The organism is Sodalis endosymbiont of Henestaris halophilus (genome assembly GCF_900161835.1).
Taxonomy (GTDB): domain Bacteria; phylum Pseudomonadota; class Gammaproteobacteria; order Enterobacterales; family Enterobacteriaceae.
The window spans coordinates 1146334-1162937 of the sequence record NZ_LT897836.1 but is presented as its reverse complement, the minus strand read 5'-3'; the positions used below and the strand labels follow the sequence as shown (position 1 = coordinate 1162937).

The window sequence follows — 16604 nt, the reverse complement described above, 5'->3', positions numbered from 1 at the left end:
TTCCGTAACTAATATCGTGGAGATGTTCGTGACTAAAGCGTCGTGTTTTATGTAACCTTTCTGGGTTACTATAATACTAGTGCCATTGATGCATAGGAGACTAAACAACAAATACTAACCCTACTTTAGCCAAAATTTTTTTTCAAATTCAATACCAGTAAGATCCTAAAAAAGATGTCGGTCTCTCGATTTTTTATCGGCGACTTTTATCTAACAACTTGTCTGATACGGGAAATACTTAGCATTAACATGGAAAAATTAATTAGCAAAGCGGCTTTGATAATAGTTGAAAAACTAAATAATAAGGCGAAGAAAAAGGATTTATTTTAAGGTATGAAAATGGTAAAAGTGGGGATAAAATCGAAAACAAGAAAGAGTATAAAACAAGACAAAAATATTTTAGAACCTGCTATAAATGTTGAGTCTATGGGGATCAAGAACCGCAGTTGCCGATGTTGTCAGTTCTGGGAAAAGTTTAATTACTTAAACACCTCGCTTTATCTCGTCACGCATAGCAAACAGCATGGCTGCAACAATGCGGGGATTGCCAGCCACAATATTGTTGTAAAACAAGTCATTATGATTGCCTGTGAGATCAGTTACCAGGCCGCCGGCCTCACGCACTAGCAGTTCTCCACTAGCAAACTCCCAGGATTCCAGATCGATTTTCAAAAAACCGTCTACGCGGCCAGAGGCAACATAGGCTAGATCCAGTGCCGCCGAACCAGTGTGACGGAAATCAGTACACTGAACAAACAGTTCATTTATCAAGGCTATATATTTGTTGGCATATTTTTTTTGTTTAAATGGGAATCCGGTAGCTACAATGGTACCATCCAGATTGTTCAATGTACCGACGCGAATACGATATCCGTTTAACTGAGCGCCATTACCTCGAGATGAGGTAAACAGCTCATTGCGCATTGGATCGTAAACCACAGCAACCTCCGCACGACCCTTGATGTGCACAGCTATAGAAACGGCAAAATGTGGGAAACGCTTGATAAAATTAGTGGTCCCATCCAGTGGGATAATAATCCATTGTATGTCATTATCTCCATAATTTATTGCATTTATTCTTTCACCTATAACGATGTGCTTCGGGTAAAACTTGCGGATAATTTCAACAATTAAACGTTCTGCTTTGTGGTCAACGTTCGTTACAAATTTTTCATCGCTTTTCTGCTGTCTTATTTCAATGGTATCAGGGTTTTCATAATGTTTAGCAATTAAATTTCCTGCCATTCGCGCTGCGCGAATGGCGATGTTGAGCATCGGATGCATAGATGGCGCGTCCATTAATATATTAAATAACTATCATATTTTTTAGTATAACAGATCGCAACCAAAAAACTACAGACATGCTATAATTTTGCTTATATTTTCTATGATTGATTAGATGATACTTGGCGATATCCGTATGGTTCTGGTTGACGCTTCTTAATACTAAAAATATTGGCTATACCGCACAAGCCATAACAACCATAAGCTTAAATAATCTCTAATGATTTACAATCTGCTAAATATAACTGATTAACATGCTATCAATTTATCTACTAGCGTTAAAATTATATTATCCGCAAAATTCTACATATTCTTAAATAATTTTAATTATGCCTGGCTAGCCTTTAGACTATCAGCGAATATCAAAGCCTGTTTGCGGACTTTCCTTTTATCTTTGATACCGGAGATATTCAGGGTGAGCAGGGATCCTTAAAAGCGTACAAGATAGTCTTGCATAGGTTACAAGGTTCAGGTAACACCTTATTTTGTCTATGATTGCGTTAGCAGTAAAACCAGGAACTGTATATTTTATGTGAAGATTGTAATCTATATAAAGCATCTGTAAATTTTATAAATGCCCTTTAGAACGTCGGTAGCACTTGTCATAATTATTTATTCATCTTCAACGCCATTAGCTTTTAATAACTAAAACTATTAGGTTTAGGTGTTGGTAACTTCTTCAGCAAGAAATACATACTTGAGATAACCACTTAATTAAAAAGTTGAAGTCTCTCATAAATACTGATATGATTTTTATGAATTAATTTCACAGATATTCTAATTTTAAAACTAATTTTCAAAGTTCTTCATGCGGTTACTAACGTGCATGTTTGCGCCCAACATTTCGGATAGGGTTTAGTCTGTTACTGAAGTTTCAGTGTATTAAACTATTTTCTGGAAACTGCTCCTCTACGCAAGTATGAACTGGTGTCGTATCGGAAAGTGAGTTTGATGAAAGTTATTTACTCAGTCGAAACTATGAGTAAATTGCCAGAGTCGTTATTATTACTCTTTTTGTTTGACTAATATCATCTGTTACAGATATTAGCATGCAATCATAGATCTTCTAAACAACATTATTTTAGACTGGCTAGTCAGCTGGTAAGTTCAGCAATGAAGAAAATCTTAATATTCTTTGATCTTCAAGATAACGATATGTGGCATCCGTTTACTAAAACGGTCTACTGCCGGTAACCATGAATGGTATACCTGCATATTTAAGTATAATAACTGCATCTGTTGTTATTGACACCAGGAGTTTACGCTTTATGAAATTACCGATTTATCTTGATTACTCAGCTACCACGCCGGTTGACCCGCGGGTTGCGGAAAAGATGATGCGGCATCTTACTCTAGATGGGATTTTCGGTAATCCAGCTTCTCGCTCACACCGTTACGGTTGGCAAGCGGAAGAAGCAGTTGATATTGCCCGCAATCACGTCGCGGCACTTATCGGTGCCGATCCACGCGAAATCGTTTTTACTTCTGGTGCTACAGAGTCCGATAATTTAGCCTTAAAAGGGGCTGCTCACGCTAGTCGTACTAAAGGACGCCATATTATTACCGCCGTGACTGAGCATAAATCTGTTATGGATACCTGTAAGCAGTTGGAACAAGAAGGTTTCAGCGTTACCTGGTTAGTACCGTCGGCAACCGGTATCATTACCGCGCAGCAGCTCAACAATGCTCTGCGCGATGATACAATTCTAGTCTCATTGATGCACGTAAATAACGAAACTGGTGTGATTCAAGATATAGCTGCCTTTGGTGCACTGTGTCATGCCCACAGGGCGCTGTTCCATGTAGATGCCACCCAAAGCGTCGGAAAATTGCCCATCGACTTAGCTGCATTGCCGGTGGATCTTATGTCGTTTAGCGGCCATAAAGTTTATGGCCCTAAGGGCATAGGAGCCTTGTTTGTGCGTCGTAAACCCTGGGTGAAGATCGAAGCCCAAATTCACGGCGGCGGTCATGAGCGCGGTATGCGCTCCGGGACGCTGCCAGTGCATCAAATTGTTGGGATCGGGGAAGCTTGTCATATCGCAGCGCAGGAACTATCGAGTGAAATTCCGCGCTTTCGGGCGCTACGTGACCGGTTATGGCATGGACTACAACAAATAGGTGGTGTAACCGTTAATGGCGACCTGCAACAAAGAGTCGCGACGGTGCTGAATGTAAGTTTTCACGATATGGATGGTGAGTCCCTCATCATGGCGCTAAAAGATCTAGCGGTTTCGACGGGATCTGCATGTACTTCTGCTACTCTTGAGTCTTCTTATGTTTTGCGCGCTATGGGTCTTGATAATGAGCTTGCCTACAGCTCTATTCGTTTTTCTTTGGGAAGATTTACCACCCACGATGAAATCGATTACGCCATTAATCATGCCTGTAAAACTATTGTGCGTCTTCGTAATGTCGGCGGCACACGGCGCCGCTAACACGAACTGAATACTGCGTTTTAGTAACTTAACGTTAAGGGTACGTGTCGTATGGCCATTTGTTGCAACGCATACCACGTCTAAGTCACCTCTAGCTATAACTTTTCTTCACGCCAACGAATCCATTCCGTGTCTGAAGGGCGTTACTTGCTAATCTATGTTGAACTTTTGTTAGATGCTGCTAGTGGTTTTCACTATAGTAACCGGTACTACAATACCTATAAGTTAATAAATTGTAAAATTTTTTCTCTTATTTGTTTCAAAAAATTGCGATTGATTACCGCTTTTGCGTCAGGTGATTAAGCCTGTTTATGCTTAGACATGACAAGAGTTAATAGTTAATAACCGCTATCACAGTTAACTTCATGTATTGAAGCGTATTCATGCTAAGTAAATAAATATCGCTCACATTATTTATAGAGTGTGCTGATTTGTTTTAGAATAAAAAGCGTTATCAAGCTTGATAAGCATGACATGTCATATCATAACTGTTAATCTGATTATTAGCTGTTTTTCTTCTACTATTTTACGTACAACCACTAAGGCAATAATTATTATGCCTTTTGTGTAAATGTGATGATGGGCTAGTTGCAGTACTAAAAATTGTTAACAAAGGGGTAAAGTATCTTGACGTCTACAAATGTAAGAATTACAATTTCGCAATTGTTCGTCCGATTTTATCAACAAACCTGATAAGTAGCAACCAGTTCCTTAACGTGAACAGGTTGTGTTTTTAGATTGACCGCTTCAGCCTCTTTTTCTAAATCAAAAATGGGTTAAAGAAATGGTTAGATAGTGCTATAACGCTGTGGGCGTGCGTATGTTGATTAATTTGCTGTTGGTGGCCTTTAGGGCATGGGATATCTTCCTGTTTTAGCTTGTGTGTATCGATCAATAGTTTTAACTAATTGCTGTTCAGGTAGTACTGTAATTGCTTCGTATGACCAATTTATAAAATAATGTGCTGCAAAATAAGCGATAAAATACGTTCATAGCTGACGTATAACTTAGTTCTTAAATTATTAAGGTTGCTAATTATGTTATAGCGCATCGTATTAGCTCTACTTCATTCATAAGAGCTAATATTGCAAGCACCGACTATAAACTATGAAGTCTACAAATTACCCAGAGTTTGTAGCTAAGATAAACCGTAACAAGGCTTTTACCTCCTAGCGTATTTATGCTTTCCCAAGGACTTGGGGGTATATAATATTCCGTTGTTCTGTATTATAGCCCGCCAAGGGCAGATTTAAGTTGCTTAAGATATCAAAAACCGTAGAACAAGCAAGTGAGGTTAAATTCTGTCGCTTTGTTGCAAAACTCAGTGACAAGGTCGCGCTGGTACTAATTAAATTGGTGTTGACATAAACGCGTTAAAAATAGGCCTATGGGATTCTCTAAAAGGTACTGTAGCCATTGTGAGAACTAACGAATAACGAATAGCTCATAATAGGCACATTTTCTGCTGCGTAGAGCACTGTTACTGGCGTGGTCATCTTTGTTTGCCCACCAGATATAATCCGGCTTATGTTGCTGGCTGCAAGGAGCAGAAGGTGCGCTTTTTAGTCAAAAACCACGAAGCGAAGCTATTTGTAGAGTTATTTTAAATTACATGTTATGTTAAAAGGTAAATATAAGTGCTAAGTATGCTCCTTTAATTTGCACTCTTTGTGCCGTGTGGCGTAACAGCGCATTAACATATGACCATAAAAAACAACTTAGGGATGTGTATGGCTATAGAACGTACTTTTTCCATTATTAAGCCAAACGCTGTGGCCAAAAACGTCATCGGTGCCATTATTCATCGCTTTGAAAACAACGGACTGAGCGTGGCTGGTTTAAAAATGCTTCAATTAACCCGTGAGCAGGCAGAAAGATTCTACGAAGAGTATAAAGAAAAACCTTTCTTTAATAGTCTTATGGATTTTATGATTTCCGGTCCGATTGTAGTGCAAGTGCTAGAAGGAGAGGATGCCGTGCACCGAAATCGCGAAATCATGGGCATTACTAATCCTGCACTGGCGCTATCAGGCACCCTGCGCGCTGACTATGCTGACGGGTTAACTGAAAATGCAGTACATGGCTCGGATTCTGTTGAATCCGCCGCACAAGAAATCGCTTATTTCTTCGACGCCGTTGAAGTCTTCAACCGTATTCATTTATAGTTGTCGGATAGCAGAAAAAAGAGGGTTTATTCACATTTTAATCCAAGCCGTTTTGCGCTCAAATTAGTTTTTAATTTTCCCTATATAAAGCGGTTATACGCACTTAAATGGGGCATTTCTTTATTTCTTCTGGATTATAATGTGTAATAATGAGGCCTGAAACAAATGACATTAAAACAAATTATGTCTGAACAATTATCTGTATCAACCATATCTACTTCCTCCATATCAGCGGTACAGCAAAAACTAAATCTGCTTGATATGAATCGCCAGGAGCTGCGTGAGTTTTTCTCTTCGCTAGGAGAAAAACCTTTTCGTGCTGATCAGGTGATGAAGTGGATCTATCATTTTTGCTGCGATGATTTCGATAAGATGACAGACATTAACAAGAATTTGCGATTCAGGCTGAAGGAGCTAGCAGAAATCCGTGCGCCGGAAATATATAAAGAGCAAAGGTCTGCCGATGGAACCATCAAATGGTCCATCCAGGTCGGCCGACAGCAGGTAGAAACGGTCTACATCCCTGAAGCTAATCGCGCAACGTTGTGCGTTTCCTCTCAAGTTGGCTGCGCGCTGCAGTGTACTTTTTGCTATACCGCCCAGCAGGGCTTTAACCGAAATTTGCGGGTGTCGGAAATTGTCGGCCAAGTTTGGCGCGCTACTAAGGTCATCGGTCAGCGGCCGCCTATCACTAACGTAGTTATGATGGGGATGGGAGAGCCTTTGTTGAATATAACTAATGTAGTGCCGGCGATGGAGATCATGCTAGATGATTGCGGCTTCGGTTTATCCAAGCGGCACGTTACTCTATCGACGGCTGGCGTGGTACCGGCACTTGAGAAACTCGGTAATATGATAGACGTCGCGCTGGCAATTTCGCTCCATGCCCCAAACGACTCGATTAGAGACAAGATTATGCCAATTAATCGCAAATACAATATCGACACCTTTTTATCGGAAGTTCGCTGCTATCTGAAAAAGACCAACGCTAATCATGGGCGAGTTACGGTGGAGTACGTAATGCTCGACCACATCAATGATGGCATTGAACATGCACATCAACTAGCAGCATGTTTAAGAGATACTCCTTGCAAGATTAACCTGATTCCCTGGAATTCATTTCCTGGGGCTACTTATGTCTGCAGTTCAAAGAATCGGGTAAAGCGTTTCGCTAACCTACTTATGGGATATGGATTTACAACCATTGTACGTAAAACTCGTGGTGACGATATTACCGCCGCCTGTGGGCAGCTGAAGGGTGTAGTGATCGATCGTACCAAACGTAATTTGCGTGAAAATATGAACAGCAACCTGATAGATGTGCGCGTAGTCTGATGGTCGGCATTTTGTCATGAATGGTTGTGCTATCGGCAGCTAACTAATATGGAGTGGGGGAAAGGTAGCCATTGCCCACAGGGAGACTAAAAGGCTGCATGCGGTGATTATATCATCTAGTTAAGTACCAATCACCATAAGCGGTACCTAAAAGTAACGTGAATAATGTAGGTTTTGGCAGTATGTACCAGATTAATATGAAGTTGCTGTTATATGCTGGAGAACATTGATTATTTTCAAGTTCAGAGCGGGTATACTTTGCTTATACGTGCGCTGAAGTATAAGTCTTAAAATAGGGCATTAAAATCTAAAGCGAATCTCCAATTAATAGTAATTCGGCTTTACAGCGCATAACGGCTACTGGATTTTCACAAAAAACTATTTCCTGCTAGCCAGCGCTGAAAATTTATGGTTGCAAATTCGTTTGCTTGATTAGCCAGATGTTTTCATGACGAACAAAGTTATGATGCACAACCGCTTGATTTCTTTTGCAACACCTCAATAATACTAGCAATTTTAGCTAATGAATACTGAATCTCTTCAAGATCAAATACCAACCTCCACGGGAGGACGCCTGCGTCAAGCCCGTGAAAATATGGGATTAAGCCAACAAGCAATAGCCAAGCGGCTGTGCCTAAAGTTATCCACTGTGCGCGATATAGAAAATGATCATGCCAATCCCAATCTTAATTCGACGTTTCTACGCGGTTATATCCGCTCTTATGCACGACTGGTGCATATTGCTGAAGAAGAATTGATGCCGATGCTTGCTCAGCAAGCGTCGAGAGAAGTATCACAGGTCAGGTTAATGCAAAGTTTTTCGCTAGGAAAAAACCGCAAAAAACGCGATAGCTGGCTGATGGGGTTGACCTGGATTATATTGTTTGTATTGGTTAGCCTAACGGCCGCATGGTGGTGGCAAAACTATCAAGATCAGCAGCAAGATATCGCTAACATGGCTGATCAATCATCTTTTCAGCTATTCCAGGGGAATGATGTAACATTGGTACCGCTTGGTGACAACGATAATAATGTCGGCCAATCGTTTGATAATAATGCTAGTGTTATGCTCTCATCCGGCATTTTCGGTCAAACTGAATACGCTTCGCCGCCAGTGTCGATGGTCATCCCCTCCGCACCGCAGAGCGCTTTATTGCCAGAGGTTTGCGCGGCTGATGCTGATGGTAATATACTAGTGATAAATTTTACTGGCGAATGCTGGCTTGAGGTTTATGACGCCAGCGGTAAGAAATTATTTAGTGGTATTCAGTATAGCGGAGATAGGCTAAATCTTACCGGTTTGACGCCATACAAATTAACAATCGGCGCTCCTGATACAGTACAAGTTCAATATCAAGACAAATCTGTGGATCTGAGCCGATTCATCCGAGCGAATCAGGTTGCGAGATTGACTGTACCTGCTCAGTAATTAAAGAGTCAAGTTAGTTGTCTTGGTTGGAGAAAGATCAATGCATAATTCCGCACACATAAATCGTCGAAAATCTAAACTTATTTACGTCGGTAAAGTACCGGTAGGTAACGGTACACCTATTACAGTACAGTCAATGACTAATACACACACGACAGATATAGCAAAGACAGTAAAGCAAATCAAGGCGTTGGAGCGTGTCGGTGTTGATATTGTGCGAGTATCGGTGCCTACTATGGCCGCTGCTGAAGCCATTAAATTTATCAAACAGCAAGTTACTATTCCTTTGGTGGCGGATATTCATTTTGATTATCGCATTGCTTTGAAAGTAGCCGAATACGGTGTTGATTGCTTGCGAATCAATCCGGGCAATATTGGTAACGAGGGGCGCATCCGTTCAGTAGTAGATTGTGCTCGCGATAAAAATATTCCGATTCGCATCGGCGTCAACTCTGGTTCTCTTGAACGAGATCTGCAAGCCAAATATGGCGAACCTACGCCGGAGGCGCTCCTGGAGTCCGCTATGCGCCATGTTAACATCCTAGATAAACTCAACTTTGACACATTTAAGGTCAGCGTGAAAGCTTCTGATGTATTTCTAGCAGTGCAAGCCTACCGATTGCTGGCATCGCGCATCGATCAACCGCTTCATTTGGGCATCACGGAGGCCGGTAGCGCCCGCAGCGGAACGGTAAAATCAGCCATTGGCCTAGGATTGCTTCTTAGTGAAGGCATCGGAGATACGCTGCGCGTTTCGCTGGCAGCTGATCCGTTAGAGGAAGTAAGAGTAGGTTTCGATATTTTAAAATCGCTGCATATTCGGGCACGCGGTATCAATTTTATCGCCTGCCCAACGTGTTCTCGCCAGGAATTTGATGTTATTGGCACTGTAAACGCCTTGGAACAAAGGTTGGAAAATATAGTCACTCCTATGGATGTATCTATTATTGGCTGCGTGGTGAACGGTCCAGGCGAAGCACTAGCTTCCACGATTGGAGTGACAGGTAGCCATAAAAAAAGCGGTTTTTATGAAGATGGCGTGCGTCAGCGTGAGCGTTTTGATAATGCCCTTATGATCGACCAATTGGAGACCCGCATTCGCGCAAAGGCAGCGATATTGGAAGAGAAAAATCGCATTGCGGTCAATCTAATAAAAAAATAACACGGGTAAAGATTTTGATATGGCAAAAAACATCCAGGCCATTTGCGGTATGAACGACTATTTGCCGAATGAAACGGCATGTTGGCAACGTGTTGAGGAGACGATGAAAAGCGTGCTAGCCAGCTACGGCTATAGAGAGATTCGTTTACCCATCGTCGAGCAAACCCCGTTGTTCCAGCGGGCTATAGGTAAAGTTACAGATGTAATAGAAAAAGAGATGTATAGTTTTATTGATCGTAACGGTGATAGCTTAACCCTGCGGCCAGAAGGCACTGCAGGTTGTGTACGCGCAGGAATTGAACACGGTTTACTATACAACCAAAAACAACGGTTTTGGTATATGGGTCCCATGTTTCGCTATGAGCGTCCGCAAAAAGGACGTTACCGTCAATTCCACCAAATAGGCGCCGAGGTGTTTGGCCAACAGGGGCCGGACGTCGATGCCGAGCTTATTCTTCTTACCGCTCGCTGGTGGCGAGCGCTAGGCGTTAGCCAACACGTATCACTGGTACTCAATTCCATAGGTTCAGTTGCAGCTCGCGCTCGGTATCGTGATGCACTAGTGGCATTTTTAGGCCGATACGAAGACCTTCTGGACGAGGATTGTCGCCGCCGTATGTACACTAATCCCATGCGTCTGCTTGATACCAAAAAACCTGACATCCAGATGCTGCTCAATGATGCCCCGGTTATGATCGATTATCTTGACGAAGATTCCTGCACTCACTTTTCCGATCTATGTGCACTTTTAGATATGGTTGGCATTCCATATACGGTTAATCCGCGTCTAGTGCGCGGACTAGATTACTATAACCGAACTGTTTTTGAGTGGGTTACTACTCGTCTTGGTTCGCAAGGTACCGTTTGTGGTGGCGGTCGTTACGATAACCTGGTGGAACAGTTGGGGGGGCGAGCTACCCCTGCTGTTGGCGTCGCCATAGGGCTAGAGCGACTGGTGCTTCTGGTACAGGCGGTTAACCCACACTTTGCCGCATTACCACACGTTGATGTTTACCTAGTGGTGGCGAGAAATAACTTACAGCCAGCTGCTATGCAACTGGCTGAGCAGTTACGCGACGCGTTACCAGCCCTACGGTTGATGACTAATTACAACGGTGGTAGCTGCAAAAAGCAGTTTGGCCGCGCTAATAAGCATGGTGCTCGCGTTGCGTTGGTTTTAGGAGAAAGTGAGGCAGCACAGCATAAGGTTGTAGTAAAAGATTTGGTGACTGGTAACCAGGAAACGTTGGCACAGAGTGATGTTCCCGCACGGCTGGTATCGATTTTATGTTGATTATAGCATGTGTCTACAAAACTGATAACTAACAGTATGAAGAGCTGCGTTTTTTTCTTTATTGATAAGATAATAAAAAACGCTGACAAAAGATACTTACGGCGAGTGATATGCAGGTAATCATAAGAAACTTATAGTTATAAGAAATATTATCGGTTACGCCGCGCTGTCGAATTTACACCATGAATTTCATTCCATCAGTAATGGAATGAATAATGCTGCAATAGCAGTTAGAGAATTTGATCGATAAATCTTTTTAATCTACCCATTAGCATATTTTACACTCCCCCAGCCGTCATTTTGGCAACCGTCATAGTGGATAGTGATAATGACTATATTAAGCGAAATTATAATCAATTAAGGGATAACTAATTTGGCAACAACTAAATCACACTACCGTGTGATGCAACTAAAATTTCTTATATTAACGATGTGCAAACAACACCTACTGTAATGAATAGCGTTGTTATACTTCTTGAAGTATAACAACAGTCAAACGTTAAATTTGTGCCTACTGGCGCAGTAATATACAACTTGGTAAGTTGGCTCTGTTAGCAATCTTATTCTGGATGGTAGTAGATCACTTAATAGATCAAAACGATCACTATATGATAGCAGATAATTTAGTAGGCCGGGAACGTACCTAATGCCAGAAAAAAACGTTTTGTACTGTGATTTGACATAATTAGAATATTTTATAACAATGAACGTTATAAAATATTCTGACAACTACCTGTTTTCGCATAAATATAGATGACAACTAATCTTTAATTCTGCATAAAGTAGATATCTTTATATTTAATGTCAATCTTTATTTTTGAAGGCAATGAACTTTTTATTTAGAAAAAATGACAAGATATGCGTCATAACCCGCAAGGATGCTATTATCTAGTAACGGTAGTTAGATAAATGCTTTCCGCAACGGCTCCTGATGTTTTCAAGAGACGTATATTTTAAATAATTAAACCTCTTACTATATTATTTGTTCTTTATTTCAAGAGATTGAAAAATGACACCTGTCGTTGCGCTAATCGGTCGCCAGAATGTAGGAAAATCTACTTTATTTAATCGCCTGACGTGCATCCGTGATGCGCTTATGGCAGATATTCCGGGACTAACGCGTGACCGAAAATATGGCCGTGCTGAATGGGAAGGCCATAAATTTATCGTTATCGATACTGGCGGTATTAACGGTATGGAAGAAGGAGTTGAGGTCCATATAGCCAAACAATCCATGATGGCGATTGAAGAGGCTGACATCGTGCTGTTCATAGTGGACGGACGTGCAGGACTGATGGCAGCCGATAAAGATATCGCAATCTATCTGCGGAGACGCCAAAAAACCACAGTAATTGTCGTTAATAAAATCGATGGAATAGATGTAGATAGTGCAGTAGGAGATTTTTATGCTTTGGGTATGAGCGATATTGTACCTATAGCAGCTTTGCACGGGCACGGCATCAGCAATTTACTGAAAAATATTTTGCTACAATTTTTGAGCAATGGCTTGCTGATTAATCATGAAGACACATTAGAATCCTTGCCAGACGATAAAAAAGAGGTGTTAACGCAGGAAGAAAAGCATTTTGAACCTCACTCACTGCCGATAAAGCTAGCTATAGTCGGCCGCCCTAACGTGGGTAAATCCACGCTAATTAACCGCATTCTCGGCGAATATCGAGTAGTGGTGTATAACATGCCTGGCACCACTCGCGACAGCATTTACATTCCGATGGTGCGTGATGAGCGAGAATATATATTGATCGATACTGCCGGTGTACGTAAGTCTAGTATGACTGCAGAAAAAATAGAAAAGTTCTCTATCATAAAAACGCTTCAGGCCATTGAAAATGCCAATGTGGTACTGCTGGTCATTGATGCTCTCGAAGGTATTTCCGATCAGGATTTATCGCTGCTGAATTTTATCGTTAACAACGGACGAGCGTTGGTAATCGTGTTTAATAAATGGGATGGTTTGTCCAAGGATATGCAATCCGAAGTGAAAGAGGTATTGAACCATCGTCTTGATTTTATAAATTTTGCTAGAGTTAATTATATATCTGCAATGAACGGCTATGGTATTAACAGTCTGTTTGAATCAATAAATGAAGCTTACCAATGTGCCACAAAAAGGGTGAGCACGACATTGTTGACTCGAATTATGCGCATGGCAGTGGATGAACATCAACCGCCGCTAGTACGCGGCCGGCGCGTAAAACCTAAATATGCTCATGCTGGCGGTTACAATCCGCCGATTGTGATAATTCATGGTACACAGGTTAAAGCTTTACCGGATAGTTATAAACGCTATCTGATAAACTATTTCCGACGTTCGTTAAAAATTATGGGCACGCCTATCCGTATTCAGTTTCACGAGGCTATTAACCCATTTGTCGGTCGGTGTCGTTCTATAACGCACACTCAGCAACGTAAGTGTAACCACTTAATAAGCCATATTAAGAAAAAATAAATAAACGGGAAACATGGCGCACAAATTCGTGTTTATTTACAAATAATCTAATAGCACAGTGTAATACACTTATACTGTCTCTCTTATAGGTACAAGGATGTTGTGATCAAGCGCACTTTGACCCGTTTGCTTTGTAGCTACTTAAAATATTAACGTCCTATATTTGATAGAATATTTTGCCGTCATGGTCCCCTGACTTCATCGCTATGATCAAGTGATGCTGTCATTTTGACATAACAGTAATATGATTACATTATACAATAGTTCAGCGATATATAACTTATAAGTGGCGCCATACGACCTGTTTGTTCTAGCACAGCATTTCCGCCATAACAAAGCAAATTCAAAATTAGCAGTTCGATAACAATAGATAAGTAAATTCTTATTTTAGTGACATAGAAAATTATGCCACAGTCATCTAAAATAGATAATCAGCCCATGCTGTTTTTTTTCACGTAAGCATTTGCTGAGGTATCCTCCGCGTGGAGACTAACCCATTAGCAAAAACACTGACTCGCTGCAAATTTTTTCACTTTATTTACTGAGTTATTTTTTATTACTTTAAATAAATGATAAAATAGCTTACGAATAGTTTATAAATAGCTTAACTACATAATTAAAGCTGGCATTTAAATAGCAGGAGGAAGGTAGCTATATATCTGATAAACTAAACACTATTACGTTTAATTTATTTATTTTATAGTACCAGCACTCGTGAAATACCTTTAAATTACTAAAGCATAAGTTTTTAAGGTTATCTTGTGTCTTTGCGGTATGCTTCCTAGCACCTTAGGACAGCACTTCATTAATACTTATATTTATTAGTCTCACTGATAGTTGGTTGCCGCGCGATAGCAGCATAAAGAAATATTAGTGATATCAGTTGCTAACTGACTAGTAATAGTCCTGGCAGGATCGTGGTTTATGGCATGATATCGCTTCGCGAAATCAGCGAAGCTATTTGGCCTAAATGATTATCATCTCCTTTTAGGATTTTATAGACTGCTACATTGGGTGTGCTTGAAAATGACGATAGCTAGCATGATCTAGCTATCAGCTTATATAAGCGAGTTAAAACATTTTTTAGGCGATTACTAATAATAGATTTTGTATTTACAAATGTTATTTTCTATCATAAGCGGCGTTTAGTTTCATTTATTATTAATACATTATTATATAATGTATCAAAGATTTATTAAATTTATGCTGCTGGTTTAAACTTTTTTTTGAAATACGGTACAATCGTCTAGTGTAAGCGAATAGATTAATCTATGCTACAGCTAAGTATACTCTGGTAAGTGAGTATACTAGGAAATTAATAATTTATGAAGGTTTAGTTAGAACAGCATGAATGTGGATCCAATACAACTTGTTTTGTTTGATAAAATCTGACATTTATCAATAAACTTACGGGTTGTTTTAGTATATATTTTAAGCAAAATCATATTAAAACAAAAAGTATATTTTTATCAATAAGCAATTATTTACTATAAGTAAATTATATACATTAGTAGTGTATTAACACAAAATTATAATTCATGTATAGATTTTAGTTATTTAACTAAATATTTAAATGTTTATTTAAATTTATTTAAATATTGAATATTAATTCAAAGTATAGCTTACTATTGTAAAATTTACATGATAATTAATTACAATTGCGTTAATAACATTATTTAACTTATAATGATCAATAAAATTGTAATCTTCTCTGTTAAATATGCTTCTCTAATTAGTATTTGTATATGCTTAATTTATTATGTTTATCTTCTAGTAAGTAAGATAACAGTATTTTACTTTACTAATTAAATAGTATAATTATAGTGTACTTTATTATAATAAATTTATAGATGATGTTATTAAAAAGTTAGATATTAAGTTAATATTCATTATGTTAACTATTTATTAATAATAATAGTCACATTTAATAAAATTAATAACTTTAATAGACATTAATTAATAGAATTATAAGTTATATAAAGATTATATCAAAATAAGATGCATAAATGAAAATAGCGCAAACAACTACTGTTAGTAACACCTATATAACACTATGTTTAACAACACAAAAAATATAGACTGATGCTCTTATTTCATGATCTTTATACTAAAAGGCAACTATTATCTTGATAATGAATTTCTTATATCATAAAATATGATAGATATCGCAAATAAAATTCTTCAAGAAACATCGCCTATCCTGCTAATGTCGGCTTAGTTAATGGTTAGATACGCTTATCAGCGATAAGCGTTGTGCAGTTTAAAACTGTGTGTAGATCGTCTATATTACATATAGACATCTTAATATGGATTTAGATTACAAGTATCATGTAGTTACTGCCTGTAGTAACCACAATAAACTTTCAACTTATAGTAGAAATCATTTGAATAAGCATAATGCTTATGGATTTAAATTACCTTAATATAATTAATTATCGTAACGTTATAACTGTGTAACCATCGATGGATCATAATGCTGTCCATCGCACACAGCAAATAACGATGATTTTTATATTTCTGAACAGCTTGGCGTACAGATCATTTCATCAACCATGAAATAATATTTATTCATATTTTAGAAATAGACCATGATAGTCAAGTATCCAAGGTTGTATACTTGCTTAATCATAGTAATATTATTTACAGTATTAGCAATGTTATGGGATGAAGTGTACTCAATAGTAAGCTGTGCACGTACTATAAGTAACAAATATAATATATTATTTATTAATAAACCTCTTGCTCGTGATTGTCAATCATTTTTTATGTAACCGTTGCTGACGTAACTATTTAAAATAACAGCATGTTTAATGTAGCGATATTAATCGTACATTGCATAAATATTTAAATTATTATTGGGTTATTGATGATAATCATCAACATATTTTATTATGATTAATACTCTATCATTTTCTTAATGCGATTGGTTATTATAAGTGATAAATCAGTATCTAAATTAGTTCTGAACACAATTTAAATCAAATAAATTTATTATAAATTACATATGCATTAGAATTTTCAGCAGTT

General features: G+C 38.9%; 8 protein-coding genes. 7 read left to right on the top strand and 1 reads right to left on the bottom strand.

What is annotated here, in order from left to right:
• Window positions 1-483 precede the first annotated feature (483 nt).
• Entirely contained in the window at window positions 484-1284 is an 801-nt protein-coding gene (suhB, locus tag HBA_RS02505; protein ID WP_097032627.1) for an inositol-1-monophosphatase, read from the bottom strand.
• Between the two features lie 1268 nt (window positions 1285-2552).
• Here suhB and HBA_RS02500 point away from each other — a divergent pair.
• The 7 genes from HBA_RS02500 (at window position 2553) to der (ending at window position 13577) form a co-directional block, all read left to right on the top strand.
• Window positions 2553-3722 carry an IscS subfamily cysteine desulfurase gene (locus tag HBA_RS02500; RefSeq protein WP_097032443.1) on the top strand — a complete coding sequence of 390 codons (1170 nt, stop codon included), beginning with the start codon at window positions 2553-2555 and terminating at the stop codon, window positions 3720-3722.
• 1730 nt (window positions 3723-5452) lie between these two features.
• Entirely contained in the window at window positions 5453-5887 is a 435-nt protein-coding gene (ndk, locus tag HBA_RS02495) for a nucleoside-diphosphate kinase (RefSeq protein WP_097032442.1), read from the top strand.
• Between the two features lie 183 nt (window positions 5888-6070).
• The gene (locus tag HBA_RS02490) at window positions 6071-7222 is read left to right on the top strand and encodes a bifunctional tRNA (adenosine(37)-C2)-methyltransferase TrmG/ribosomal RNA large subunit methyltransferase RlmN (protein ID WP_097032626.1); all 1152 of its coding nucleotides are present in this window, start codon (window positions 6071-6073) and stop codon (window positions 7220-7222) included.
• Between the two features lie 523 nt (window positions 7223-7745).
• Entirely contained in the window at window positions 7746-8651 is a 906-nt protein-coding gene (gene rodZ, locus HBA_RS02485) for a cytoskeleton protein RodZ (protein ID WP_097032441.1), read from the top strand.
• Window positions 8652-8691: 40 nt separating this feature from the next.
• The gene (gene ispG, locus HBA_RS02480; RefSeq protein ID WP_097032440.1) at window positions 8692-9813 is read left to right on the top strand and encodes a flavodoxin-dependent (E)-4-hydroxy-3-methylbut-2-enyl-diphosphate synthase; all 1122 of its coding nucleotides are present in this window, start codon (window positions 8692-8694) and stop codon (window positions 9811-9813) included.
• Window positions 9814-9832: 19 nt separating this feature from the next.
• Complete coding sequence (gene hisS / locus HBA_RS02475) at window positions 9833-11107, top strand: histidine--tRNA ligase (RefSeq protein WP_097032439.1); 1275 nt, start codon at window positions 9833-9835, stop codon at window positions 11105-11107.
• 1009 nt (window positions 11108-12116) lie between these two features.
• Window positions 12117-13577, top strand: a complete 1461-nt coding sequence (gene der, locus HBA_RS02470; RefSeq protein ID WP_097032438.1) for a ribosome biogenesis GTPase Der — start codon at window positions 12117-12119, stop codon at window positions 13575-13577.
• The last annotated feature ends 3027 nt before the right edge of the window (window positions 13578-16604 follow it).